Source organism: Pseudomonas sp. Root329 (assembly GCF_001424925.1).
Taxonomy (GTDB): Bacteria; Pseudomonadota; Gammaproteobacteria; order Pseudomonadales; family Pseudomonadaceae; genus Aquipseudomonas; species Aquipseudomonas arabinosi.
Genome location: NZ_LMCV01000023.1, coordinates 177,635 through 204,353, shown reverse-complemented (window position 1 = coordinate 204,353; position 26,719 = coordinate 177,635). Strand labels below are relative to the sequence as shown.

The following is a 26,719-nucleotide window of genomic DNA, read 5'->3' as shown; positions in this document are numbered from 1 at the left end:
GCCCCGCGCTTCTCTCGAAGGCGGGGCTTTTCAATGCAGCCTCTGAATCTTAAGGCGCGTACGTCAGCAACAGCTCACTCGGCACTTTAAAGTCCAGCGACATCATCACGCTCAACGCGGTAATGGTGAAGATCGAGAACACGAACAGCTTGCGTGCCCAGACCGTGTCATCCACTGCCTTGTAGCCGGTCCAGGCCATGTACAACCAGTACATGCCCATGGCCGCGGCGACGGCGAGGTAGCTCATGCCGGCGTAGCCGCTGAAGGTCAGCATCAAGGTCGCCACGAGGAACGCCAGGATGTAGAGCAGGATGTGCTTCTTCGCCACTTCAATCCCGCGCTTCACCGGCAACACCGGAATCGATGCGGCCAGGTAATCGTTGAAGCGGAAGATCGCGATGGCGTAGGAATGCGGCATCTGCCACAGGCTGAACATCACCAGCAACGTCAGTGCGGCCATGTCGAAGCTGTTGGTCACAGCGACGTAGCCAATCACCGGCGGCATGGCGCCCGACAGACTGCCCACCAGCGTGCCGTGAACCGACTTGCGCTTGAGGTACAGGCTGTAGAAACCGACGTAGATGACAAAGCCGATCACCGCGAACAACGCGGCCAACGGGTTGGCCACTTTGTACAACAGTGCAACGCCGAAAACACCCAGGACGGTCGCAAACGCCAGGGCCAGTTTCAGGGAGATCAAGCCCTGGACCAGCGCCCGGTTTTTGGTGCGTTCCATCTTCAGGTCGATGTCGCGGTCGATGCAGTTGTTGAACACGCAACCGGAAGCCACCACCAGCGACGTGCCGATCATGGCGGCCAGGAAAATGGCCAGATCGACATGCCCTTTCGAGGCCAGGAAAAATCCGCCCGCCACAGAAAGCACGTTACCGAAAATGATCCCCGGTTTGGTGATTTGGATAAAGTGCTTAAAGGACATCCGGACTTTCCTCAGTGCGCCATCATGTTGGTGTGGATGCTGTACATGATCCACAGCGACAGGCCTACCAACAGGACGATGACCAGTGCAGCGAAGACAAACGCAATCACGTTGTTACGCTGCGCGGCCGAACGGTCCAGGTGGAGGAAGTACACCAGGTGCACGAGCACCTGGATCACTGCGAAGGCCAGTACGATCCACAGGGTCAGGGCTTTCGGCAGCGATGGGTACATCACCAGGCCGAAAGGAATGACCGTCAGGATCACCGACAGAATGAAACCGATAGCGTAAGACTTGACGCTGCCGTGGCTGGCGTCGTGGCTATCGTGGGAATGAGCGTTAGCCATTTACATAGTCCCCATCAGATAAACAACGGTGAATACGCAGATCCACACCACGTCCAGGAAGTGCCAGAACAGGCTCAGGCAGCTCAGACGGGTCTTGTTGGTCGCCGTCAGGCCGTTTTTCTGCACCTGGTACATCATGATCGCCATCCAGATCAGACCGCTGGTCACGTGCAGACCGTGGGTGCCGACCAGGGTGAAGAACCCGGACAAGAAGCCGCTGCGGCTAGGACCGAAGCTCTCGGAGATCAGCATGTGGAACTCGTTGATCTCCATGCCGATGAAGCCGGCACCGAACAGGAAGGTCATGCCCAGCCAGCCCAGTACCTGGTTCTTCTTGCCCTTGAACAACGCCAGCATGGCGAAGCCGTAGGTGATCGAACTGAACAGCAGCAGAGCGGTTTCGCCCAGTACGTATGGCAGTTCGAAGATGTCGTGGCCCGACGGGCCACCCGCTACGTTGTTAACCAGTACCGCGTACGCCGCGAAGATCGACGCAAACAGAATGCAGTCGGTCATCAGGTAGAGCCAGAAACCGAATACGGTCATCTCGCCCGAGTCGTGGTGATGGTCGTCGTGCCCATGGTCCGTGCCATGGGCGTGTCCAGCAGTGGTCACTAAGTTCGACATGGTTTAAGCCTGTTCCAACGAGGTTTCAACACGGGTGGCGGTGGCTGGAACTTTCCCGGCCGCTACCAGACGCTTGTGCTGCTCGGCTTCGATGCGCTCGATCACGTCGACCGGCACCATATAGCCCTGATCATCGCGGGCAGCGTGGATCACGAAGTAGCCCACGGTGCCAACCAGGCCAACGATGGCCAACCACCAGATGTGCCAGATCATCGCGAAACCGAACACGGTCAACAGAGCACCCATGACCACACCGGTCGCGGTGTTGTTTGGCATGTGGATCGGTTCGTAACGGGCCGGAGCCTTGTACGCGGTACCGTTTTCCTTGGCTTCGGTGAACGGATCGATGGTGTCTGCTTTTGGCAGCACGGCAAAGTTGTAGAACGGTGGTGGCGACGAGGTCGACCATTCCAGCGTGTGTGCATTCCACGGGTCACCGTGTTCGCACATGTTTTCCGGCTTGTTGCGATCACGCACGCTGACGTACAGCTGAATCAGCTGGCAGGCGATACCGACCGCGATCATCACCGCACCGAACATGGCGACGTACAGGTACGGCACCCACTCAGGGTTGGTGGTGGCGTTCAGACGACGGGTCATGCCCATGAAGCCCAGTGCATAGAGCGGCATGAACGCGACGAAGAAGCCCGAGATCCAGAACCAGAACGCTGCCTTGCCCCAACCTTCGTGCAGCTTGAAGCCGAACGCTTTAGGGAAGTAGAAGCCGAAGCCGGCGATGTAGCCGAATACCGCGCCGCCGATGATCACGTTGTGGAAGTGAGCGATCACGAACAGGCTGTTGTGCAGGACGAAGTCCGCACCCGGGATGGCCAACAGTACGCCGGTCATGCCGCCGATGGCGAAGGTCACCATGAAGCCCAGGGTCCACAGAACCTGGCTGGTGAAACGCAGACGCCCTTGGTAAATGGTGAACAGCCAGTTGAATAGCTTCACCCCCGTCGGGATCGAAATCAGCATCGTCGCCAGACCGAAGAAGGCGTTGACGCTGGCACCCGAACCCATGGTGAAGAAGTGGTGCAGCCAGACCATGAAGCCCAGGATCGAAATCGCGCCCGATGCGTAGACCATCGAGTGGTGGCCGAACAGACGCTTGCCAGTGAAGGTCGAGATGACTTCGGAGAAGATCCCGAACGCCGGCAGAATCAGGATGTAAACCTCGGGGTGACCCCAGGCCCAGAACAGGTTGACGTACATCATTGGATTGCCACCAAGTTCATTGGTGAAAATGTGGAAATCCATGTAACGGTCAAGCGTCAGCAGTGCCAGGGTAGCGGTCAGGATCGGGAACGAGGCCACGATCAAGACGTTGGCCCAGGTGCAGGTCCAGGTGAAGATCGGCATGTCCATCAGCTTCATGCCCGGGGTACGCATTTTCAGCACGGTGGCCAGGAAGTTGACCCCCGTCAGCGTCGTACCCAACCCGGATAGCTGTAGCGCCCAGATGTAGTAATCCATCCCCACGCCCGGGCTGTATTGCAGGCCCGACAGCGGCGGATAGGCAACCCAACCGGTCTTGGCGAATTCGCCGACGCCCAGGGACAGGTTGATCAGCACCACGCCGGAAACCAGCAGCCAGAAGCTCAAGGAGTTCAGGAACGGGAAGGCAACGTCACGCGCGCCGATCTGCAGCGGCACTGCAAGGTTCATCAGGCCGGTGAAGAATGGCATCGCCATGAAGATGATCATGATCACACCGTGAGCGGTGAAGATCTGGTCATAGTGTTCAGGCGGCAGGTAGCCAGGCGAACCCTCGGTGGCCATGGCCAACTGGGTACGCATCATGATGGCGTCGGCAAAACCGCGCAGCAGCATGACCATGGCAACGACGATGTACATCACGCCGATTTTCTTGTGGTCGACCGAGGTCAGCCACTCGGACCACAAGTAGGTCCACTTCTTGAAATAGGTGATTGCAGCGAACAGCGCCAGACCACCGAGCGCGATCATGGCGATGGTTATCATCACGATCGGTTCGTGGAACGGGACCGCTTCCCAACTTAATTTACCAAACATCGTTTACTCCTCTGCCCCGGCAGCTGAATGCGAACTCATGTCCATCCCTTCCATGGCGGCCATTTCGTGCTCTTTCTTCTCGTGGTGCATCGGCTTGCCCGGATTCATACCTTCGTACTTGTCGACGATGATCTGGAACAGGTTCGGCGTGACCGAGGAGTAGAGCTCGACTGGGTTGTTCTGGCTTGGCTTGGAAAGGGCTTCGTATTCAGCTTTTTCAAGCTGTTTAGGTGCCTTTTTGACTTCGCTGACCCAGGCGTCGAAATCTTCCTGAGAGGTGGCGATAGCTTTGAACTTCATACCGGTGAAACCCGCGCCGCTGTAGTTGGCGGAGATACCGTCCATTTCAGCGTTCTGGTTGGCGATCAGGTGCAGTTTGGTCTCCATGCCGGCCATCGCGTAGATCTGGCCGCCCAGGGCCGGGATGAAGAACGAGTTCATCACGGAGTCGGAAGTGATCTTGAAGTTGATCGGCGTGTGCGCCGGGAACACGATCTTGTTGACGGTGGCGATGCCTTGTTCCGGATAGATGAACATCCACTTCCAGTCCAGCGCGACCACTTCAATGGTGATTGGCTTGACGTCGGATTCCAGCGGCTTGTAAGGATCCAGCGCGTGGGTCGACTTGTAGGTGACGTAACCCAGGGCAATGATGATCAGCACTGGAACAGCCCACACCGCGATTTCGATCTTGGTGGAGTGCGACCATTTCGGCGTGTAGACGGCGTCGGTGTTGGACGCGCGGTATTTCCAGGCGAACAGGAAGGTCATGATGATGACCGGAACCACGACCAACAGCATCAGCAGCGTTGCGGTGATGATCAGGTTTCGCTCGTCCAGGCCAACCTGGCCCTTGGGATCGAGCAAGGTCATGTTGCAGCCTGACAGCAACAACGTGCCGATCAGCGGCAATAAGCCTAGTAGTCTGGGGTACCTGTTTTTACTCATCTCACGACCTCTAAAGCAGCTTGCGCAATGCAGTTGGGTTTTGATCGCCAACACTTCACCCTGCCAAGGGTTGGCATTTTTCTTGGATTGAATAAGTGGCTGCCCGTCGCGCGTCAGACGCTGTTCGACAAATCCTGGGCCAGCGTTGAGTTCTTATTCGAATTCGTGGTCAAAGGCCTTGTTACAGACCAATTCCATTTGGTGCGGATAGTTGGAAGGCACCGACACCTGGGAGTCGCATGAAGCCAACCGGCCTCTCGACGCCCTATTCCTGCTCAGGGATGAGCAGTGCCGGGAATTCAGTGCGGGCGATTGTAGATATGTAACGTTTTATAAACCATGTCTCATCCCGAAATAATTTTTATCCATTCCAGCAACAATCATTCACGGTATTTGCAAAAGTGCGCCATGGTATCGAAATTAATTCTCAACAAAAACACCAAAAATTGTAGGTCTACCTCAGGCAGTTCAGACAGTATCGAAGGCGCTGCACCCTCCTTCGACCCTGCCAAAGCCCCCATGTGACAAGGGCTTCGGCAATTCGCCAAGGCCTGTTAAAACTGCCTGTTCCGGATTTTTTGGGTTGAAGTTGCCAGACGCTAAAACAGGCCAATTTTGTTGCGTAGTCATGTACCAATTCGGCGCCCTGAAATGCCTTGCGACACTCCCGCTGTGACAACATGTCGCACACGTGCCACACCCATACTTGTCGCGCATCAAGGTCATTTAACCTGTGCCCTGAAATGCAAAACGCCCCGGCCCCCTCAACGAGGGCCCGGGCGTTTTTTTTTGTGTGCAGCGATGCGGCGGATGACTTCAGCGCAGGGCTTTGCGGTTACGCGAAGTGAGCAGCGGCACCAGCACCACGATCAGCACAAAGGCTAGCAGCGCCCATTGTGCAAGCGACAAACCGAGGATCGGCGGGTATGGCGTGGAGCAGAAGCCGTCGACCTGGAAGCCCAGCGGGAAGATCTTCGCCAGAGGCAAACCGTCGACAATCGGTTGCAGCACGTCGATGCCGCAGCTGACCGCCGGATAGAACTGGGTATAGACGTGATGCCCGGCTACTCCGACGCCTGCCAGGGCGCAGATCACCACCAGGGTTTCAAATACTGTGATGCTGCGGCGGGTGCGCATGGCCGCGCCGATGAACGCGAAGAGCGCGATCAGCAGCAACGCATAACGCTGCAGGATGCACAGCGGGCATGGCGCCTCGCCCAGAACAATTTGCATGTACAGCGCACCACCGATCAGCCCCAGGCAGATGATGCCCAGCAACACCAGATAGCGCCGTTCACGGCCCAACCGCATCGTTTCCTCGCTCATTGCGTTTCCCTTCTAAATATCGATTGCCCAGAAGTCTACACGCTGACCCTGACCTTTGAGAGTCCGGCGCGCACAGCGGGGTATCGGGGAATAGACGACGAGCCGGTTAAGAAGGGATTAAATTCGGGCTATTTCCAGAGATTTGCATGATCCCACGACCGCATCGCCAGCAGGCTGGCTCCCACAGTTGAATGCATTCCAAAGTGGGAGCCAGCCTGCTGGCGATGCGTTTGCTCAGTCGCCGTAGATATCAGACTTGAAGTACTTCTCTGAAATCTTCTGGTATTCGCCACTGGTGCGAATGCCGTCGATGGCCGTGTTCAGCTCGGAGACCAACTCAGTGTTGCCCTTGCGCACCGCAATCCCGGCGCCCTCGCCCACGTATTTCGGATCCTTGAGCTCCGGCCCGACAAAGGCATAACCCTTGCCACGCGGCATCGTCAGGAAGTCATTCAGCGGGATGGTGTCGGCAAAGATGGCATCGAGGCGACCGGCAGCCAGATCCATGTAGATTTCTTCGTTGTTGCCGTAACGCTTGACGTTGATACCCTTCGGTTCAAAAACCTCAGTGGCATAACGGTCGGTAGTGGTGGCGCGCTGCACACCGACCGTCTTGCCCTTGAGGCTGGCGTACTGGTCATCCACGACCGCACCGTCCTTCATCACCAGACGCGATGAGGTGAAGTAGTACTTGTGGGTGAAATCCACCGACTTCTTGCGGTCTTCGTTGATGGTCATGGACGACAGCGCCATGTCGATTTTCTTCACTTTGAGCGAAGGAATCAGACCGTCGAACTCACCTTCGACCCAGACACACTTGACCTTCATCTGCGCGCACAGGGCATTGCCGATGTCGTAGTCGAACCCGACAATCTCACCTTTATCGGTTTTGGACGCGAACGGTGGATAAGCCGCTTCGATGCCGATGCGCAGGGTTTTATCGGCGGCGAACAGGCTGCTGCACGCCAACAGGCTCAGGGCCAGACCGGTGATGAGGGGGAATTTCTTCATGTTCGTTCTCTCGCGGGTTGTTGTTGGTTTGGCAAGACAGAAGAAAGAGCAGAAACGGGCAAGGCCTTTTTTGTACTTATAATTCCATACTGGACTTTTATGTATGAGCCGTCAATCGGGGCTCTTGAAGATGTGGCCGCCGATGGTCGGGAGGTGAATCAGTGGGAAATGGGGTGATGCGGATGGCCTCTTCGCGAGCAAGCCCGCTCCCACATTAGATCTGCGTTGCATGGAGATTAAATGTGGGAGCGGGCTTGCTCGCGAAGGCGGACTGACAGTCAATGAAGAACTAACTGGCTGTTTACTGCTTCCAGCGATCCGCCGCCGCATGATCGCTGTCGCGCCCTTCAACCCAACGCGACCCGTCAGGGGTGTTTTCTTTCTTCCAGAACGGTGCGCGGGTTTTCAGGTAGTCCATGACAAAGGCGCAGGCGTCGAACGCAGCCTGGCGGTGGGCGCTGGCGGCGCCGACGAAGACGATCGGTTCACCCGGTTCCAGGGCGCCGATGCGATGCAGCACTTCAAGTTTGAGCAGCGGCCAGCGCTGCTCGGCCTCTGTGGCGATCTTGGCGAGGGCTTTTTCGGTCATGCCCGGGTAGTGTTCAAGGAACATCCCGGCGACGTCGAGTCCGTCATTGAAGTCGCGAACATAGCCGACAAAACTCACCACAGCACCGACGCCCACATTGGCGGCATGCATGGCGTTGACTTCAGCCCCCGGATCGAACGCCGTGGATTGCACGCGAATCGCCATGGCTCAGCCTCCGGTCACGGTCGGAAAAAAGGCCACTTCATCGCCATCGCTCACCGGCTCATCGAGCTGACACAGGTCTTCGTTGCGGGCGCACATCAAGTTTTGCTCGCTCAACACTTCGGCACCGTCTCGCTGGGCCAACAGTGCACGCACATCGTCGACGGTGGTGAAGCTGCCTTCAACCTTCACCGAATCAACGCCGAGCGCTTCACGGTAACGGGCAAAAAACTTCACGGTGACGTTCATGGTTGATCCGCCTGGAAATGGCCGCTCTTGCCGCCGAGTTTCTCCAGCAGGCGCACGCTTTCAATAGTCATGCCGCGATCCACGGCTTTGCACATGTCGTAGATAGTCAGCGCCGCGACGCTGGCGGCGGTCAGGGCTTCCATCTCCACGCCGGTTTGTCCGGACAACTTGCAGCGCGCGACGATGCGCACGGTGTCGTCGCCTTCAGCACTGAGTTCGACCTTGACGCCGGTGAGCAGCAGCGGATGGCACAGAGGGATCAGATCGCTGGTTTTCTTCGCGGCCTGAATACCGGCGATACGCGCCACGGCGAACACATCACCCTTGGGGTGACCGCCGCTGACGATCATCTGCAGGGTTTCGGGCAGCATGCGCACCAGCGCTTGGGCCGTTGCTTCACGGAACGTCACGGCTTTTTCAGTGACGTCGACCATATTGGCGCGACCTTGGGAATCGAGATGAGTCAGCACAGGGATACTCCTGATCAGGAGCCCCGATTGTAAACCTGTGGGTCAAAATTCCGCACGTTTGATTATCAAACCACCACATAACCCTTGTGGGAGCGGGCTTGCTCGCGAAGGCGGCGTTTCAGTCAACATAAATTGGGCTGACACACCGCTTTCGCGAGCAAGCCCGCTCCCACAAGGGATTGGTGTTGGGCATAAAAAAACCGGGCGGCCTGTGAGGCCGCCCGGCTTTGGTGAAGGTTACAAATGCGATTCGGCGTATTCGGCCAGAATCGAACGTGGCACCCCTTGCAGGGTGATGTGCACACCGTTGGGGAAATCCTTGAAGCGTTCTGTCAGGTACGTCAGCCCGGAACTGGTCGCGGACAGGTAAGGAGTGTCGATCTGCGCCAGGTTACCCAGGCACACCACTTTGGAACCGGCGCCAGCACGAGTGATGATGGTTTTCATCTGGTGCGGCGTGAGGTTCTGGCATTCATCGATCAGGATCAGACTCTGCTGGAAGCTGCGGCCTCGAATGTAGTTGAGCGATTTGAACTGCAACGGCACTTTGCTGAGGATGTAATCGACGCTGCCATGGGTGTTTTCGTCATCCATGTGCAAGGCTTCGAGGTTGTCGGTGATCGCGCCCAGCCAAGGCTCCATTTTTTCCGCTTCAGTGCCGGGCAGGAAACCGATCTCCTGGTCCAGGCCCTGCACGCTACGGGTCGCGATGATCCGGCGATAGCGTTTGCTGACCATGGTCTGCTCGATCGCCGCCGCCAGTGCGAGGATGGTTTTACCGGAACCTGCTGCCCCGGTCAGGTTGACCAGGTGGATATCCGGATCGAGCAAGGCGTATAGCGCCAGGCTTTGATAGATGTCACGCGGTTTCAGACCCCAGGCTTCCTGGTGCAACAGGGGTTCCTGATGCAGGTCGAGAATCAATAGCTTGTCTTCCTCGATCTCCTTGATCCAGCCGACAAAGCCCTGTTCATCGATGATGAACTCGTTGACGTGTACCGCCGGCAGGTTGTCGATCAGCTGAACCTGGTGCCAGGTGCGGCCATGGTCCTGACGGGTGTCGACATTCCTCACACGGTCCCAGAAGGAACCGGTCATGTTGTGATAACCGTTGGGCAGCAGCGACACGTCGTCAACCAGTTGGTCGGTGCTGTAGTCCTCGGCCGCAATCCCGCAAGCCCGGGCCTTGAGGCGCATGTTGATGTCTTTGGTGACCAGCACCACGGGCAGCTTTGGTTCGCGCGCGTGCAGGTCGATCAACTGGTTGATGATGATGTTGTCGTTCAGGTGCTCGGGCAGAATGATGTTCGGTTCGGCACGTTTGCTCATCAGAATTGACAGCAAACCCTTGGGCCCACTCTTGCCGCGCTGGATCGGCACACCGAGTTCGACATCTTCGGGGCTGGCATCGCCCAAGGTCTTGTCGATCAGGCGAATCGCCTGACGGCATTCCGCAGCCACGCTGTGATGCCCGCTCTTGAGCTTGTCGAGCTCCTCAAGCACGGTCATCGGGATGGCGACGTGGTGTTCTTCGAAGTTAAGCAGGGCGTTTGGATCGTGAATCAATACGTTGGTATCGAGTACATAAAGGATTGGCTGGTTGGAGGAAGAACTACGTCCGTGATCATCCATACTCGGTCACCTTTGTGGGAGCCAGTCGACGCAATACCGTTACAGTGCTGCGCCTCGAAGTGGCCACCGAATTCACCTGCGAGGATTCAAGTGAACTGCACACAAATTGGGGTCTTGGAAGACGCCACCTGTGTTGCAGGTTTCGGCGGTCTGTCTTCGTAATACTCCAAAACCTGTGACAGAAAAAAGTACTTTGACGTTTTTTTGAAGTTTATTTTTCAGAGTGACCAATAGCACTAGGCGGATTGCCATCACCCCGTTAAAGTCGGAAGTCCGCCTGCACCGAATTCTCGCCCAAAACCACCCCTCCCCCAATGTTTACGGCCTTTCGTCGTTTTCAGCGGAACGCGTCCTGACAGTCTTCCCAGCCGATTCCGCTTTGCGCCGTTTGCGTGATGAGCCAGGGCATCGCCGTTTTCAGTGCATCCTGCTTCACGTTGAAGTTGATCACCCCGTGGCGCCACAACAACATCAGGCTCAACACCCGTTGCGCGCTCTGATTGGCTTTTAGCTTGCCCGCACCGTCCTGGGCATCGATATCCCACAGCGCCACCTGCAAGCCCTGGGATTTGAAAAATCCTTCAGCGTCAGACCGACGCTGACCATCGGGCGGCCGAAACAATGGCACGTAGTTCTCGGGCAGTTTGCTTTTGACCAGTTCGGCGCTGCGTCGTACCGAATCCTGCCAGTCCTGCCAGTGGCTGTGGGAGCGAAATTCCCAGCCTTGCGCGCCAATGCACTGCTTCGAGTACGTCGCTTGCAGGCTGGCTACCGAACGATCGGCCAGGCGGGCCTGGATGTCCTTGCCCAGAACGAAGAACGTGCCGTTCATGTTCGACTTGCGCAGGTATTCCGTGGCCCAGGCGGTGTTATCCGGCGCGGTATTGGCGGCACTGTCGAAGGTCAGCAAAAACAGCCGGTCATGCATCTGATCGCCGTTGCGCTCATAGTCGCCAAAACGATCGACTTCGCTGCTGGTTTGCGGAAACAGCGCTGCCTTGCGTAATTGCTCGTCCAGGTACTGGGCGTGGAACAGTCGGCTCGGTTCGGCCCACTTTATGTAGTAGCTCTCATCGCTGACCTGAAACTTGGCGGCTTGCTGGCGCAGGGTGTCCATGTCCTCGACCAGGAAACAGAAGGAGGCATCCTGATCGCAGCTCTGCTGGGCGTAGTTGTAGTTGGTCAGCAGTCGCTGCCACATGCGCTGGCGCAGGTTGTTGATCGATTCCAGATTGACCGTGCGCAACCCCAGGCGCTGGGCCAGGCTCACTTCATCCAGGGATTCGCTGGCCAACAGGACGCGAGAAAACATGAGGATCTCGGCCCGTGATGCCACATCAAACAGGGTCGGGCTGTTGAGCCGTTCAGGCCAGGTGCTGCGATCAAGCGTCGCCACATCGCCCGCCGCCGCCATGGCACCGAAGCTCAACAGCCAGGCCGAGAATAGAAAAACGATACGCAATGGGATGTCTCCATAACAAAACCCGCGCGGCACTATATCGCGGGAAGATCAAAAGATCGCAGCCTCGCTTCGCTCGACAGCTCCTACAGATGTACGCGCACTGTAGGAGCTGTCGAGCGAAGCGAGGCTGCGATCTTGTTCCATGACACCACCGATCACCTATGACGCTCATAGCTGGAGTCAACAAGGACAACCCCCTAGAATCGCCCCCACGATTAAAGGAGACGACTTCATGCTGATGGTGATTTCCCCCGCCAAGACCCTCGATTACGAAACACCGCCGGCGACCCAGCGCTTCACCCAGCCACAATACCTCGACCATTCCCAGGAGCTGATCCTGCAGTTGCGCGAGCTGGCCCCTGCACAAATCAGCGAGTTGATGCACGTCTCCGACAAGATCGGCGGGCTCAACGCCGCGCGTTTCGGCAGCTGGACGCCCGCGTTCACTCCGGAAAACGCCAAGCAGGCACTGCTGGCCTTCAAGGGCGACGTCTACACCGGGTTGAATGCTCAAACCTTCAGCGAGGCCGATTTCGATTACGCCCAGCAGCACTTGCGCATGTTGTCCGGCCTGTACGGCCTGCTGCGCCCACTGGACCTGATGCAGCCGTATCGACTGGAGATGGGCACCAAACTGGCGAATGCCCGTGGCAAGGACTTGTATGCCTTCTGGGGCACACGGATCAGCGAATGGTTGAACGAAGCCCTGGCCGACCAAGGCGATGACGTGCTGCTGAACCTGGCCTCCAACGAGTACTTCTCGGCGGTCAAACGCAACGCCCTGAACGCGCGCATCATCAATACCGACTTCAAGGATCTGAAGAACGGCCAGTACAAGATCATCAGCTTCTACGCGAAAAAGGCCCGCGGCATGATGAGTCGCTTCGTCATTGAAGAGCGCATCAACGACCCGCAAGCCCTCAAGCAGTTCGACGTACAAGGTTATCGCTACAGCACCGAGCAGTCTAAACCGGACAATCTGGTGTTCCTGCGCGATCACGCCCCCGAGTAAACACCCGGTTGGCGCACGCCTCATTAACGGTCGTGCGCCACGTCCAATCGTCCAACAATTCCCCGCCCCGCCCGTCACTTTACTGACGTCAAAAATCAATCACTCGACTTTCTAACTTTAGTTTCACTCGACTTTGCTGATTTTTTTCAGTAGTGGCACTGATTTTTTTTATCGGTAGTGGCACATAACTATCTAATCCGACAATAACCCTATGTATCAAGGGCGAAACAGGTGTTGCTATCAATATGAAAGCAGTGCCATCTTTTTCAATATTTCAAGAAATTTCAGAAATCGCGATGGGCGGACAGGAACTATGTCCAGATGCGTCGCTCATACCACCGGTAACCATTCTCTCTGAGCTTGTACGAGATAACTTACGCAGAGAAGAGATTCACGTAGTGAAGTTGTCACATTAACTTCTGCTGACTGATCCCTGATTTGGGCAACACATGAAGGACAGGAGATTAAGCATCACAAATATCCCCTACAAGGCCAAGGCTGCGCCCCTATAAACGTGCTCACCCGAGCACCCAACCGCTTGATTTACGGGCTTCTGGCCTGGCTTTGAGCGCGCAAGACCTTTGCACGAATGTCTTCTGATTAGAAGACCTGCTGCATAACAGGGCACGCCATAACAATAAAAGCCTAGTTGCGCACATCTTGAGTGCACTTATTTAGACACTCGGAACTTATATGCCTGCACGCGGCATCGTGACGCCTTTAAGGCGCACTTCCGAGTGCACTACAACCGCTGAACACCATTAACTCCGGCCATGTAATGGCTTGATAAACACAGAGGTAATTGCGATGCGCATCAGCATATTTGGTTTGGGTTACGTCGGCGCAGTATGTGCCGGTTGCCTGTCTGCACGGGGCCATGACGTCGTTGGCGTCGATGTTGCCAAAGACAAAATCGATATGATCAACGCCGGTAAATCGCCGATCGTTGAACCGGGTCTGGGCGAGCTTCTGCAGAAGGGTATCGAGACGGGCAAATTGCGCGGCACGACCAACTTCGCCGAGGCGATTCGCGACACCGACCTGTCGATGATCTGCGTCGGCACGCCCAGCAAGAAGAACGGCGACCTGGAACTGAACTACATCGAAGCCGTGTGCCGCGAGATCGGTTTTGTCCTGCGTGACAAGACAACCCGTCACACCATCGTGGTTCGCAGCACCGTACTGCCGGGCACTGTGGCAAACGTAGTGATCCCGATCCTCGAAGACTGCTCCGGCAAGAAAGCCGGTGTCGACTTCGGCGTTGCAGTGAACCCTGAGTTCCTGCGTGAAAGCACTGCGATCGCCGACTACGACCTGCCGCCAATGACCGTTATCGGCGAGTTCGACAAGGCTTCGGGCGACATTCTGCAATCGCTGTACGAAGAACTCGACGCTCCGATCATCCGCAAGGACATCGCAGTGGCCGAGATGATCAAGTACACCTGCAACGTGTGGCACGCCACCAAGGTGACCTTCGCCAACGAGATCGGCAACATCGCCAAAGCTGTCGGCGTCGATGGCCGCGAAGTGATGGAAGTGGTCTGCCAGGACAAGACGCTGAACCTGTCCCAGTACTACATGCGCCCTGGTTTCGCGTTCGGCGGTTCCTGCCTGCCGAAGGACGTTCGCGCCCTGACCTACCGCGCCGGTTCCCTGGACGTGGAAGCACCGCTGCTCAACTCGCTGATGCGCAGTAACGAGTCCCAGGTGCAGAACGCCTTCGACATCGTCACCAGCCATGGCAAACGCAAAGTCGCCCTGCTGGGTCTGAGCTTCAAGGCCGGTACTGACGACCTGCGCGAAAGCCCGCTGGTTGATCTGGCGGAAATGCTGATCGGCAAGGGCTACGACCTGAGCATCTACGACACCAACGTCGAATACGCCCGTGTCCACGGCGCGAACAAGGATTACATCGAGTCGAAGATCCCTCACGTCTCGTCCTTGCTCAACGCCGATTTCGACGAAGTGATCAACAACTCCGACGTGATCATCCTCGGCAACCGTGACGAGAAATTCCGCGCCCTGGCGCAGAACGCTCCACACGGCAAGCAAGTGATCGACCTGGTCGGTTTCATGTCCCAGGCCACTAGCGTAAGTGGCCGGACTGAAGGCATCTGCTGGTAATGCGGTCGTAGGAGCTGTCGAGTGAAACGAGGCTGCGATCTTTCCAGGTCCACTTGAGTTTCAAGCGAAAGATCAAAAGATCGCAGGCTTCGCCAGCTCCTACAGGATTTCTGGCGTCATCCAGAACGGATGTCGCCAGTTTTCGTAAGCCTGCCTTAACCCCATCGGGCCACCCCACAGGCTCGCCCGAGATAGAGACGGATGCAGATTATGCACAGGCTAAAGCACGGCCTACTACAGGCCGCCGGTTGGCTGTTTTACTTAAGTATTTTGATGGGCATCGCCATGGCGTTGCCTGCGTCCACGTTCGACTCCGAGTCGAAGGACTTCATCTTCCTGATCGGTATCGTCGGTATCTGGCGCTACTCGATGGGTGCCACGCACTTTTTGCGCGGCATGCTGTTTCTGTACGTGGTCTACCCGCACCTGCGGCGCAAAGTGCGCAAGCTGGGTAAAGCGGCAGACCCGTCCCATGTGTTTCTGATGGTCACCAGTTTTCGTATCGACGCGCTGACCACCGCCCAGGTCTACGCCTCGGTGATTCGCGAAGCGATCGACTGCGGCCTGCCGACCACCATGGTCTGCTCCATCGTGGAAATGTCCGATGAGAAGCTGGTGAAAAGCCTTTGGGCCAAAATGAATCCACCGGCTCGCGTCAAGCTCGACTTCGTGCGCATTCCCGGCACCGGCAAGCGCGACGGCCTGGCCTATGGTTTCCGCGCCATCTCCCGCCACCTGCCGGACGACCGCGCAGTGGTTGCAGTGATCGATGGCGACACCGTGCTCGCTGAAGGCGTCGTGCTCAAGACCGTGCCGTGGTTCCAGATGTTCGGCAATGTCGGCGGCCTGACCACCAACGAGTTCTGCGAAGTGCGTGGCGGCTACATCATGAGCGAGTGGCACAAACTGCGCTTCGCCCAACGCCACATCAACATGTGCTCGATGGCCCTGTCCAAGCGCGTGCTGACCATGACCGGGCGGATGTCGGTATTCCGCGCCACTGTGGTGACCAACCCGGACTTCATCGCCGACGTGGAAAGCGACTCGCTGCAACACTGGCGCCTGGGTCGCTTCAAGTTCCTCACCGGTGATGACAAGTCGAGCTGGTTCAGCTTGATGCGCCTGGGCTACGACACGTTTTATGTGCCGGACGCCGCGATTCACACCGTGGAACACCCGCCGGAAAAAAGCTTCATCAAAGCCAGTCGCAAACTGATGTTCCGCTGGTACGGCAACAACCTGCGGCAGAACTCCCGCGCCTTGGGCCTGGGGATGAAACGTCTCGGTCTGTTCACTTCGGTGGTGCTGTTCGACCAGCGTGTGTCGATGTGGACATCGCTGCTGGGCCTGACTGTCGCGCTCATCGCCAGCTTCAAGTACGGCATCGCGTTCATCCTGGTTTACCTGCTGTGGATCGGCATTACCCGCCTGATCCTGACCGTGCTGCTGTCTTTGTCCGGTCACACGATCGGCCCGGCCTACCCGGCGATTCTCTATTACAACCAGATCGTCGGCGCGCTGGTGAAGATCTACGTGTTCTTCCGCCTCGACAGACAGTCCTGGACTCGCCAGCCCACTTCCCTGACCCGTGATCTCGCCAGCTTTCAAGGTTGGTTCAACACTTGGTCGTCTCGGACCATGACCTTCTCCGCCGGCAGCATTTTTGTTGCTGTGCTGCTGATGATGGTCTGACCGAACTCGCCTGAATTAACTAGGAAATCGTCCATATGAATACCGCCGTCAACGCCAACGTAGTGCATGAATCAGAAGCCCAGCGCCAGCACGCCCGGGTAAAAATCCCGGCCAAGCTGCGCTTCTACGGTCCTGACCGGACCCCGGTAGAAGCTCGGGTCATCGACCTCTCCGCTGGCGGCCTGGCTTTCAACGCCGGTCAGCTGCCATTGAAGATCGGCGATGTGTACAAGGCTCGCCTGCAGTTCGTTATCGATAACCTCGGCCTGGCCATGGACGTCGAGTTACTGGTGCGCTCCCACGACCGCGAAACCGGTCGTACCGGTTGCCAGTTCCAGAACCTCGAATCTCAGGACATTTCCACCCTGCGCCACCTGATCACTTCTCACCTGGCCGGCGACATCGTCACCATGGGTGAAGTGCTGGCCACCCTGCAACGCGACAACTTCACCAAAGCGCGCAAGAACAAGGATGGCGGCCACGGCATGACCCCGTTCGGTCGCCTGCGTGCAGTGACCTTCAGCTTCGCGATTTTCCTCGTCGGTCTGACGGCATTCGGCTTCATCTTCAAGTCGGTGTACGGCATGTACTTCGTCAGCCACGCCCAGGCCGGACTGGTCAGCGTGGCGGGCATGAACATCACCATGCCGCGCGACGGCACGGTGCAGAGCCTGATCAAACCCGACGGCGTTGCGGCCAAAGGCGCCCCGCTGGCGACGTTCAGCACCAGCATGCTCGACGTACTCAAGGGCCATCTGGACGACAACCAACTGCAACCGGCCAAGGTTGAAGAACTGTTCGGCAAGCAAATGACCGGCACCCTGACGTCGCCGTGCGATTGCACCGTAGCGCAGCAAATGGTCGCCAACGGTCAGTACGCCAGCAAGGGTGACGTGATTTTCCAACTGGTGCCGCGTAACAGCGAAGCCAACGTTGAAGCGCGCTTCTCCTATCGCCAGTTCGGCGACGTGCTGCCAGGCAGCTCGGTCAGCTTCCAGATCGCCGGCGAAGACAAAACCCGTTCCGGCACGATCACCAGCAGCACCAGCCTGAAAAGCGCCGACCTGTCGTCCGACATCCGCGTGCTGATCAAGCCTGACGAGCCGCTGGACAGCAAATTCGCCGGTCGCCCGGTTGAAGTCAACGCCACCCGTGGTCCGAACCTGAACTGGCTGATCGACAAAGCCATGGCCGCCGGTCGTTAAAAACAAGAGGACATGCCCGTGACTAGCCCACTCAGAATCCTGCCAGTCCCGCTGACTCTGGCCATGGCAATTGCCCTGGCCGGATGCGCCGGCCTGCCCGACCAGCGTCTGGCCAACGAAGCCCTCAAGCGCGGTGATACCACGCTGGCGGCGCAGAATTACCAGCAACTGGCAGACCTGGGCTACAGCGAAGCACAGGTTGGCCTCGCCGATATCCAGGTCGACAGCCGTGACCCGGCGCAGATCAAGAAAGCCGAGGCGACTTATCGCGCCGCGGCCGGCGTCTCGCCGCGCGCTCAGGCTCGCCTGGGTCGTCTGCTGGTGGCCAAACCCGGCTCCACCGAAGCCGAACAGCACGAAGCCGAAGGTCTGTTGAAAAAAGCCTCGGCCAATGGTGAAGGCAACACCCTGATCCCGCTGGCGATGCTGTACCTGCAATACCCGCACAGTTTCCCGAACGTCAACGCGCAACAGCAGATCAGCCAATGGCGCGCCGAAGGCAAGCCGGAAGCGGGCCTGGCCCAAGTGCTGCTCTATCGCACCCAGGGCACTTACGACCAGCATCTGGACGAAGTGGAAACGATCTGCAAAGCCGCGTTGAACACCACCGACATCTGCTACGTCGAACTGGCCACGGTCTATCAGAAAAAAGCCCAGCCAGAGAAACAGGCCGAGCTGATCAAGCAAATGCAAGCCGCTCAGGCTCGCGGCGCGGTTTCCGCCCAGCGGGTGGACAGCGTGGCTCGTGTACTGGGCGATGCATCCCTGGGCACGACCGACGAGAAAACCGCTCAGTCGCTGCTGGAAGGTATCGCTCCCGGCTACCCCGCTTCCTGGGTCAGCCTGGCGCAACTGCTCTACGACTTCCCGGAACTGGGTGACGTCGACACGATGATGAAGTACCTGGACAACGGCCGCGCTGCCGACCAGCCGCGCGCCGAACTGTTGCTGGGCAAGCTCTACTACGAAGGCAAAATGGTCCCGGCCGACGCGAAGGTCGCCGAAGAACACTTCAAGAAAGCCGTCGACAGAGAAGTGGCCGCCGATTACTACCTCGGCCAGATCTACCGTCGCGGTTACCTGGGCAAGGTCTATTCGCAAAAAGCGCTGGACCACCTGCTCAAGGCTGCGCGTAACGGCCAGAACAGCGCCGACTTCGCCATTGCCCAACTGTTTTCCCAAGGCAAGGGCACCCGGCCCGACCCGCTTAACGCTTATGTCTTCAGCCAATTGGCCAAGTCCCAGAACACCCCGCAAGCCACCGAACTTGCGCAAACACTCGAAGCCCAACTGCCGCCTGCCCAGCTCGCCGAGGCCCAACGCCTGTTGAAACAAGAACAGGCCGTTCGTGGTGCCTTGAGCCAGAACACGCTGGAACTGCATGCCCTGGAAGAAGAAGACGGCGAGGAATCCCTATGAAGTTGAATCCATTCGTTAAGGCCGGTATTGGCCTGTCATTCGCCCTGCTGTGGTCGTGCCCGACCCTGGCGGCCCTGACTGAAAGCAAGAACTACGGCCTTGACGTGAAAGTCACCGCCCAGTCCGAAGACGACACCGACCTGGGTACGCAGAGCGGCGGCGACGTCAACGGCGTCGGCCTTGACTTGCGTCCATGGATTTATGGCGAGAGCGGCGCGTGGAGCGGCTATGCCATGGGTCAGGCCGTGACGTCCACCGACATCATCGAGACGGACACCCTGCAACAGTCCGACAGCGACGGCACCCAGAGCACCGACAGCGGTGGTCGCAAGAGCAAGAAAAACTACCTGGCGATGCGTGAGTTCTGGGTCGGCTACAGCGGCCTTACGCCCTACCCCGGCGAGATGCTCAAGCTCGGTCGCCAGCGTCTGCACAATGACGATGGCCAATGGCGCGACACCAACATCGAAGCCCTGAACTGGACCTTCGACACCACCCTGTTGCGCGCCAACGCCGGTGTCGCCGAACGCTTCAGCGAATACCGCACCGACCTCACCGAGCTGGCCCCAAAAGACAAGGATCGCCTGCACGCCTACGCCGATGCGGCGTATCAGTGGACCCCGGGCAACTGGGTCGGCATTCGCGGTCATCACACCCACGATGACGGCAAGCTCGACTACGCGCAGCCGGGTGTTCCCGCCGATTCCCTGGACAAGAAACAGAATGGCGACATCAGCTGGATCGGCCTTACCGCCGACAGCGATGCCTACAACTGGCGCAACACCAACACCGTCAATTACTGGGGCAGCGTGACCGGCATGAGCGGCGACCGTGACAAGGTCAACCCGCTCAACGCCGACGGCACCGCTCCGGCACAAGCCAAAACCAGTGGCAATGTAGATGGCTGGGCCACTGACCTGGGCGTGCGTCTGCGCCTCGATCCGCAATGGCAAGTCGGTGCAGCCTATGCCCGTGCCAGCGCCGATTACGAACAGAACGGCCTGGAAAGCAACCGTTCGAACTACACCGGTACTCGCTCGCGGGTTCACCGTTTCGGCGAAGCCTTCCGTGGCGAAATGCAAAACATGCAGTCCGCCACTCTGTTCGGTTCGTGGATGCTCAACGACGAATACGACGCCAGTGTGATCTACCACAAATTCTGGCGCGTAGACGGCAACAAGCCTGTCGGCAGCAACGGCATCAACGCCGTCGAGAACAACACCGACGACGCGACCGGCGCAATTCTTTCCAGCACGTCCCTGCCGCTGGAAGATGGCAGCAAAGACCTCGGCCAGGAAATGGACGTGGTCGTCACCAAGTACTTCAAGCAAGGCCTGCTGCCCGCGTCCTTGAGCCAGTCGATCGATGAGCCTTCGGCCCTGGTGCGGTTGCGTGGCGGTGTGTTCAAGCCCGGTGATGCGTATGGCAAAGGCGTCGACTCGTACATGCACCGCGCGTTTATCGACGTGATCTGGCGCTTCTGATGCGAACCGCTAAGGGAGTTCCTGACATGAACAGTCCGAAGAGAGGCTCGATAACCTTGCTGGCCGGCGCGATGTTGCTGGCCAGCACGGCAGTCTTCGCCACTGTGGAGCCGGCCTCGCCCGTTCAAAAAGGCCAGCCGGCGACCATTGCCAAGGGATTGCAACAAGCCAAGACCTACACCGTCAGCAGCGCACCGACCGCGCCGCTGGAGCTGGCCAAGCCGAAACTGCCGGACACCTCCGGCTATACCGCCGAAGCCATCGCCGCGAAAGTCGTGCGCACCAAGCCCGGCAAGATCAGCGTGCGCCGGATGATGCAGGAAAACGCCCTGAAGGACTTCATCGGCGGCGATAACAAGATGGCCGAATGGGTCGTGCGTCAGCACGGTATCCCGCAGGCGATTTTCATCGACGACGGCTACATGAACCTCAAGGATCTGGCCAATAAAGTACCTAAGCAGTACTTCAGCGAAACCTCGCCAGGTGTGTTCCTGGCGAAGTTGCCGATCGTGGTGGGTGAGAAAGGCATCCTGGAAATCGACAAGCAGACCCAGGAACTGCGCCTGTCCCAAGAGGGCGGTTCGTTCCTGGTCAACGACGGCCAGCTGTTTGTGCGCGATACCAAAATCACTGGCTGGAGCGAGAAGGCAAACGGCCCGGCGGCCTTCAAGTCGCCGAAGGAATTCCGTCCGTTCCTGCTGTCCTGGGGCGGCACCCAGACCTACATCGCCAACAGCAAGATCGCCAGTTTCGGCTACGCCAACAGTAAGTCCTACGGCGTGAGTATTTCCCAATACACGCCGAACATGGCCAAGGTGCTCAAGCGCCCTGAACCGAGCGGCTGGATCGTCGGCTCCGAGTTCTCGGACATGTGGTACGGCTTCTACTGCTACGAAACCCGCGACTTCGTGGTCAAGGGCAACACCTACAAAGACAACATCGTCTACGGCATTGACCCGCATGACCGTTCCCACGGTCTGATCATTGCCGACAACACGGTGTTTGGTACCAAGAAGAAGCACGGGATCATTATTTCCCGTGAAGTGAACGACAGCTTCATCTTCAACAACCGCAGCTACGACAACAAGTTGTCGGGCCTGGTGATCGACCGTAACAGCGTCAACAACCTGATCGCCTACAACGAGATCTACAAGAACCACACTGACGGCATCACCCTCTACGAGAGTGCCGACAACCTGATCTACGGCAACAAGGTGATCAGCAACCGACGCCACGGCATCCGGATTCGTAACAGCGTGAACATCCGCCTCTACGAAAACTTGTCCATGGCCAACGGCCTGACCGGTGTCTACGGGCACATCAAGGACCTGAGCGACACCGACCGGGACATCAAGCTCGACCCGTTCGATGCCGAGGTATCCCTGATCGTGGTCGGCGGCGAACTGGCCGGCAACGGCAGCGGCCCGCTGTCCATCGACTCGCCGTTGAGCGTCGAGTTGTATCGCGTGTCGATGCTCGCGCCGACCAAATCCAGCGGCATCAGCTTCTCGGGGATTCTCGGCGAGCGCCAGGACGAAATTCTCGACCTGCTGGTGCGCCAGCAGAAAGCCGTGTTGATCGACCCTGTCGAACGCCAGACCAAAGTACGGGACTGAGGATAATTTTATGCACTCACACTTGATCAAATTACTCAGCCTGTCGGCCCTGACCGTCGGCATTTTCGCAGCCAGCGCCGGCGCTCGTGCCGATGAAGCCAAAGCACCTGCCTTCAGCGCCGAGCCGTGCTGCAACCTGTGCCCGGAAGCCCACGACGCGAAGAACTACACCACGCGCTATCAGCAGAACTTCACCACGCTGGTGCAGGCTCAGGGCGATTGGCTGTTCCGTACGCAAGAAGACTTGCGCACCGAGTTCGACACCACACCCGGCGGCTACAAACGCATGAAAGAACTGCACGATGCGTTCAAGAGCAAAGGCATTGAACTGGTCATCGTTTACCAGCCGACCCGTGGTCTGGTGAACCGCAACAAGCTCAACCCGGAAGACAAGGCCAAGTACGATTTCGACAAGGCCCTGAAGAACTACAAGACCATGCTCGGGCGTTTCGCCGCCATGGGCTACACCGTGCCGGACCTGTCGCCGCTGACCAATGAGTCGCTGCCTGACACCCTGCCGGCCCACGATTTCTACTTCCAGGGCGACCAACACTGGACGCCGTATGGCGCCCAGCGCACGGCGAAAATCGTCGGTGAGCAAATCAAGAAAATGCCGGCCTTTGCCGACGTGCCGAAGCGCGAATTCGAGAGCCATAAGTCGGGTCGCATGGGCAAGACTGGAACGTTACACAACATGGCTGGTCAACTCTGTGGCACCAGCTACGCGATCCAGTACATGGATCAGTTCACCACCGAGCCGAAAGGCGAAGCAGCTGATGGCGATCTGTTCAGTGACTCCGGCAATCCGGAGATCACCCTGGTCGGCACCAGCCACAGCGGCAAGAACTACAACTTCGCCGGTTTCCTCGAAGAGGCCATCGGCGCCGACATCCTCAACGTGGCGTTCCCCGGCGGCGGCCTGGAAGGTTCGATGCTGCAGTACCTGGGCAGCGAAGAGTTCCAGACCAAGCCACCGAAGATTCTGATCTGGGAATTCTCGCCGCTCTATCGCCTCGACCAGGAAACCATCTACCGCCAGATGATGGCGCTGCTGGACAACGGTTGCGAAGGAAAGGATGCACAGATGACCGGCAGCACCACGTTGAAACCGGGCAAGAACGAATTGATGGTCAACAGCAAGAACCTGAACCTGCAAAACAGCAGTCACCAGGTTGATATCCGCTTCGCCGATCCGTCGGTGAAAACTCTGCAAGCCACCCTCTGGTACATGAACGGTCGCCACGAGGACATCAAGATCGAAAAGCCGGAAACCTCCGACACTGACGGGCGTTTCGCCTTTGAGTTGCGCACGGACGAAGACTGGGCCTCGCAGAATCTGCTGGCCGTCGAAATCCAGGGCCCTGAAGCAGGTGCCGCGGGACAGAAAGTCGAAGCGAAAATCTGCAAACGCAACGTGTTCCCTGGCGCTGGGCAGCGTACCGCTCAGACCGGGCAATGAGGCAACTATGCAAACCCGAACTTTGAAAAGATTGATCGCACCGTCCCTGTTGAGCCTGGCCATGTTTGCCGGTGCGACTCAGGCCGCCGCGCCACTGCGCCCGCCACAGGGGTACTTCGCGCCGATTGAAAAAGTCAAAACCGGCGACAAGAGCGAAGGTTGTGATGCGATGCCGACGCCCTACACCGGCTCGCTGCAATTTCGCAGCAAATACGAAGGTTCCGACAAGGCCCGTTCGACCCTGAACGAGGTATCGGAAAAAGCCTTTCGCGACAGCACCGCCGACATCACCAAACTGGAACGCGGCACCAGCAAGCGCGTGATGCAGTTCATGCGTGACGGTCGTCCGGAACAACTCGAGTGCACGCTGAACTGGTTGACCGCCTGGGCCAAGGCCGATGCGTTAATGTCCAAGGACTTCAACCACACCGGTAAGTCGATGCGCAAATGGGCCTTGGGCAGCATGGCTTCTTCGTACATTCGCCTGAAGTTTTCCGACTCCCATCCGTTGGCGAATCATCCGCAAGAATCGCAGTTGATTGAAGCCTGGTTCAACAAAATGGCCGATCAGGTAGTCAGCGACTGGGACAACCTGCCACTGGAACAAACCAACAACCATTCGTACTGGGCCGCCTGGTCGGTGATGGCAACGTCCATCGCCACCAACCGCCGCGACCTGTTCGACTGGTCGGTGAAAGAGTTCAAGGTCGGCGCCAATCAAATCGACGCGCAGGGTTTCCTGCCCAACGAACTCAAGCGCCAGCAACGCGCCCTCGCCTACCACAACTACGCCCTGCCGCCGCTCGCGATGATCGCCAGTTTCGCTCAGGTCAACGGTGTGGACTTGCGTCAGGAAAACAACGGCGCATTGAAACGCCTGGGTGATCGAGTGCTCGCGGGTGTCAAAGACCCGGAAGAATTCGAGAACAAGAACGGTAAGGAACAGGACATGACCGACCTGAAAGTCGACTCGAAATTCGCCTGGCTCGAACCGTACTGCTCGCTCTACACCTGCTCGCCGGATGTGCTTGAGAAAAAGCACGAGATGCAGCCGTTCAAGACCTTCCGCCTCGGGGGTGACCTGACCAAGGTCTACGACCCGGCGAATGAGAAGGGCAAAAAAGGTTCCTAGAGCCAAACGCAAAACCCTTGTGGGAGCGGGCTTGCTCGCGAAAGCGGTGTGTCAGTCGACATCATCGGTGAATGTCAGACCGTATTCGCGAGCAAGCCCGCTCCCACAGGGTTAGTGCAAGACATGAATTTTGTGTGATGTGTCCCCCGGTTTTTTCGTGGGGGGTTTGGGGGGGCCGTTGGCCCTTGACTGTTGGTTAAACATGGAGAGACCGGGATGGTATTTTCATCCAACGTGTTCCTGTTTTTGTTCTTGCCGATCTTTCTCGGCATGTACTACTTAAGCGGAATACGCTATCGCAACCTGCTGCTGCTGATCGCCAGCTACGTGTTCTATGCCTGGTGGCGTGTGGACTTCCTTGCGCTGTTCGCAGCCGTCACGCTGTGGAACTACTGGATCGGCCTCAAAGTCGGTGCCGCAGGCGTTCGGACCAAACCGGCACAACGCTGGTTGCTCCTGGGCGTGGCCGTCGACCTGTGCATTCTCGGCTACTTCAAGTACGCCAACTTCGGCGTCGACAGCATCAACGCGATGATGACCTCCGTCGGTCTGTCGCCGTTCATCCTGACCCACGTGCTGTTGCCGATCGGGATCTCGTTCTACATCTTCGAGTCCATCAGCTACATCATCGACGTCTACCGTGGTGACACGCCGGCGACCCGCAACCTGATCGACTTTGCCGCTTTCGTGGCGATCTTCCCGCACCTGATCGCCGGTCCGGTGTTGCGCTTTCGCGACCTGGCCGACCAGTTCAACAATCGCACCCACACCCTCGACAAGTTCTCCGAAGGTGCGACGCGATTCATGCAGGGCTTCATCAAGAAGGTCTTCATCGCCGACACCCTGGCGGTCGTGGCCGACCATTGCTTCGCCTTGCAGAACCCGACCACGGGCGATGCCTGGCTCGGCGCGCTGGCCTATACCGCGCAGCTGTATTTCGACTTCTCCGGTTACAGCGACATGGCGATCGGTCTAGGCTTGATGATGGGTTTCCGCTTCATGGAAAACTTCAAACAGCCGTACATCAGCCAGTCGATCACCGAGTTCTGGCGTCGCTGGCACATCAGCCTGTCCACCTGGTTGCGTGACTACCTGTACATCACGCTGGGCGGTAACCGTAAAGGTACGCTGATGACCTATCGCAACCTGTTCCTGACCATGCTGCTCGGTGGTCTGTGGCACGGCGCGAACATCACGTACATCGTCTGGGGCGCCTGGCACGGCATGTGGCTGGCGATCGAAAAAGCCCTCGGCCTGAATACCTCGCCGCGCAGCATCAACCCGATCCGCTGGGCGCTGACCTTCCTGCTCGTCGTCATGGGCTGGGTGATCTTCCGCTCGGAAAACCTGCACGTCGCCGGTCGTATGTACGGCGCGATGTTCAGCTTCGGCGAATGGTCATTGTCGGAACTCAACGCAGCCAGCCTCACCGGCCTGCAAGTAGCGACCCTGGTGGTGGCTTACATGACCCTGGCGTTCTTCGGCATTCGTGACTTCTACAGCAACCTGCCGCCTGAGAAGACCAAGCCTGTTGTGAACGTCGAGGCCGATGGCCCGGCTGCCGCGACCCCTGGAATGATCAAAGCCGTACCGGGCGACAACCCGGGCAGCATCCACCAGCCTGGCTACACCGTCGGCGTTGAAGCGACTGTGCAACCGGCCTACTGGACTGCGGACTGGTCTCGTTACGTGATGCGCACGCTGGTACTGGTGCTGTTCATCGCCTCGATTTTCAAACTCTCGGCGCAAAGCTTCTCGCCGTTCCTTTACTTCCAGTTCTGA

Annotated in this window: 22 protein-coding genes; 10 read left to right on the top strand and 12 right to left on the bottom strand. The window is 58.1% G+C overall.

The genetic code is table 11. The annotated features are described in order from the left end of the window. Positions 1-49 precede the first annotated feature (49 nt). From cyoE to ASC74_RS18800, 12 genes are all read right to left on the bottom strand, one after another. Positions 50-937: a heme o synthase gene (gene cyoE / locus ASC74_RS18860; protein WP_008147631.1), complete on the bottom strand. Its 888-nt coding sequence runs from the start codon at positions 935-937 to the stop codon at positions 50-52. Between the two features lie 11 nt (positions 938-948). Then, complete coding sequence (gene cyoD, locus ASC74_RS18855) at positions 949-1,284, bottom strand: cytochrome o ubiquinol oxidase subunit IV (protein ID WP_033061037.1); 336 nt, start codon at positions 1,282-1,284, stop codon at positions 949-951. Then, complete coding sequence (locus tag ASC74_RS18850; RefSeq protein ID WP_056743115.1) at positions 1,285-1,911, bottom strand: cytochrome o ubiquinol oxidase subunit III; 627 nt, start codon at positions 1,909-1,911, stop codon at positions 1,285-1,287. A gap of 3 nt (positions 1,912-1,914) precedes the next feature. Beyond that, positions 1,915-3,945 (bottom strand): cytochrome o ubiquinol oxidase subunit I, encoded by a 2,031-nt coding sequence (cyoB, locus tag ASC74_RS18845; protein WP_056743113.1) that lies wholly within the window; start codon positions 3,943-3,945, stop codon positions 1,915-1,917. Positions 3,946-3,948: 3 nt separating this feature from the next. Beyond that, positions 3,949-4,893 (bottom strand): ubiquinol oxidase subunit II, encoded by a 945-nt coding sequence (gene cyoA, locus ASC74_RS18840; RefSeq protein ID WP_056743111.1) that lies wholly within the window; start codon positions 4,891-4,893, stop codon positions 3,949-3,951. A gap of 816 nt (positions 4,894-5,709) precedes the next feature. After that, complete coding sequence (locus ASC74_RS18830) at positions 5,710-6,219, bottom strand: disulfide bond formation protein B (RefSeq protein ID WP_056743109.1); 510 nt, start codon at positions 6,217-6,219, stop codon at positions 5,710-5,712. 234 nt (positions 6,220-6,453) lie between these two features. Next, the gene (locus ASC74_RS18825) at positions 6,454-7,230 is read right to left on the bottom strand and encodes an ABC transporter substrate-binding protein (protein ID WP_056743107.1); all 777 of its coding nucleotides are present in this window, start codon (positions 7,228-7,230) and stop codon (positions 6,454-6,456) included. A gap of 301 nt (positions 7,231-7,531) precedes the next feature. Further along, a complete protein-coding gene (gene moaE, locus ASC74_RS18820; RefSeq protein WP_046045949.1) occupies positions 7,532-7,984 on the bottom strand; it encodes a molybdopterin synthase catalytic subunit MoaE in 453 nt (150 codons plus the stop codon). A gap of 3 nt (positions 7,985-7,987) precedes the next feature. Next, positions 7,988-8,230, bottom strand: a complete 243-nt coding sequence (moaD, locus tag ASC74_RS18815) for a molybdopterin converting factor subunit 1 (RefSeq protein WP_056743105.1) — start codon at positions 8,228-8,230, stop codon at positions 7,988-7,990. Next, a complete protein-coding gene (moaC, locus tag ASC74_RS18810) occupies positions 8,227-8,700 on the bottom strand; it encodes a cyclic pyranopterin monophosphate synthase MoaC (RefSeq protein WP_033061025.1) in 474 nt (157 codons plus the stop codon). Before moaC ends, moaD begins: the two co-directional genes overlap by 4 nt. Positions 8,701-8,937: 237 nt before the next feature. Continuing rightward, a complete protein-coding gene (locus ASC74_RS18805) occupies positions 8,938-10,332 on the bottom strand; it encodes a PhoH family protein (protein ID WP_046045946.1) in 1,395 nt (464 codons plus the stop codon). A 337-nt stretch (positions 10,333-10,669) separates the two neighbouring features. Beyond that, the gene (locus ASC74_RS18800; RefSeq protein ID WP_056743103.1) at positions 10,670-11,794 is read right to left on the bottom strand and encodes a polysaccharide deacetylase family protein; all 1,125 of its coding nucleotides are present in this window, start codon (positions 11,792-11,794) and stop codon (positions 10,670-10,672) included. 232 nt (positions 11,795-12,026) lie between these two features. On the opposite strand from ASC74_RS18800, the gene yaaA reads away from it, so the two are divergent. The 10 genes from yaaA to ASC74_RS18750 all read left to right on the top strand — a co-directional run bounded on the left by yaaA (position 12,027) and on the right by ASC74_RS18750 (position 26,719). After that, positions 12,027-12,806: a peroxide stress protein YaaA gene (yaaA, locus tag ASC74_RS18795; protein ID WP_056743101.1), complete on the top strand. Its 780-nt coding sequence runs from the start codon at positions 12,027-12,029 to the stop codon at positions 12,804-12,806. Between the two features lie 807 nt (positions 12,807-13,613). Next, positions 13,614-14,930, top strand: coding sequence for a nucleotide sugar dehydrogenase (locus ASC74_RS18790; RefSeq protein WP_056743099.1), 1,317 nt, complete (start codon positions 13,614-13,616; stop codon positions 14,928-14,930). 210 nt (positions 14,931-15,140) lie between these two features. Next, entirely contained in the window at positions 15,141-16,622 is a 1,482-nt protein-coding gene (gene alg8, locus ASC74_RS18785; RefSeq protein ID WP_442965796.1) for a mannuronan synthase, read from the top strand. 35 nt (positions 16,623-16,657) lie between these two features. Then, complete coding sequence (locus tag ASC74_RS18780; protein WP_056743094.1) at positions 16,658-17,827, top strand: alginate biosynthesis protein Alg44; 1,170 nt, start codon at positions 16,658-16,660, stop codon at positions 17,825-17,827. A gap of 12 nt (positions 17,828-17,839) precedes the next feature. After that, complete coding sequence (gene algK, locus ASC74_RS18775; protein WP_056743093.1) at positions 17,840-19,246, top strand: alginate biosynthesis TPR repeat lipoprotein AlgK; 1,407 nt, start codon at positions 17,840-17,842, stop codon at positions 19,244-19,246. Then, a complete protein-coding gene (locus ASC74_RS18770) occupies positions 19,243-20,730 on the top strand; it encodes an alginate export family protein (protein WP_056743091.1) in 1,488 nt (495 codons plus the stop codon). The genes algK and ASC74_RS18770 overlap by 4 nt, the downstream gene beginning before the upstream one ends. A gap of 26 nt (positions 20,731-20,756) precedes the next feature. Next, positions 20,757-22,346, top strand: a complete 1,590-nt coding sequence (gene algG, locus ASC74_RS18765; RefSeq protein ID WP_056743089.1) for a mannuronan 5-epimerase AlgG — start codon at positions 20,757-20,759, stop codon at positions 22,344-22,346. A gap of 10 nt (positions 22,347-22,356) precedes the next feature. Continuing rightward, a complete protein-coding gene (locus ASC74_RS18760; protein ID WP_056743088.1) occupies positions 22,357-23,805 on the top strand; it encodes an alginate O-acetyltransferase in 1,449 nt (482 codons plus the stop codon). Positions 23,806-23,812: 7 nt separating this feature from the next. Further along, positions 23,813-24,937, top strand: coding sequence for a mannuronate-specific alginate lyase (locus ASC74_RS18755; protein WP_056743086.1), 1,125 nt, complete (start codon positions 23,813-23,815; stop codon positions 24,935-24,937). 216 nt (positions 24,938-25,153) lie between these two features. Beyond that, entirely contained in the window at positions 25,154-26,719 is a 1,566-nt protein-coding gene (locus ASC74_RS18750) for an MBOAT family O-acyltransferase (protein WP_056743084.1), read from the top strand.